Genomic DNA, 631 nt, shown 5'->3' with positions numbered 1-631 from the left:
CTGCTTCTCCTGCTCTTTTGCAGTAACTTGAGCCTGCTTAGCCGCCAACGCATTAGCAGAGTCCGCCACTGCCTGACCTTTCCGCGCACCTGATTGGTTTAGGTCAGTTGTAGCCTGCGCGCTCCCTTGAGCATAGTTCGCATTGTTTTTAGCATTTTGACCACTGTTTCTCGCATTTTTATTCTGCCCTTCGCCGCCAAGAGTATTACCGCCATAGTGTGAACCTCCCGGATCAGTATTGTATCCCCAACCGGCGTCTGTGGGGCCGTAGGCACTTCCGCTGGTTCCGTTATAGCCTGGGCCAAAATCTCCTCCAGCATAACCACCGGAACTAGATGACTTACTTTCAGTGCTCTCGGATGCAGTGCTGTTTCCGCCAGTTCCTGAAGTATCACTGTCACTCTCTTCACTGCTGCTCTGCAATCCGTTCCTATCCACAAAGTTAATCGGATCATTCAAACAATAGCCGTAAACATCCACATCCCCGCCAGCATATCCSAGCGGATCAGGAGATATGAACCTGCCGATGACAGGATCGTACTCGCGGTAGCCGAAATGGATCAGTCCGGTGTTGCAGTCGTAGAGACCACCGCAGAAACCGAGCAGCGGATCATGTTCGGGATTGCTGTTC

Annotated in this window: 1 protein-coding gene; it reads right to left on the bottom strand. The window is 52.1% G+C overall.

Annotated elements, in window-relative coordinates; all coding sequences use genetic code 11:
• Positions 1-631 (bottom strand): RHS repeat-associated core domain-containing protein (locus FMS18_RS20255; RefSeq protein WP_163296453.1); only part of this gene is annotated, 631 nt, incomplete at both ends.

It is taken from the genome of Desulfovibrio sp. JC022 (genome assembly GCF_010470665.1).
GTDB lineage: Bacteria > Desulfobacterota > Desulfovibrionia > Desulfovibrionales > Desulfovibrionaceae > Maridesulfovibrio.
Note: the sequence above shows the minus strand (reverse complement) of the source record. Positions and strands in the feature narration are given on the sequence as shown.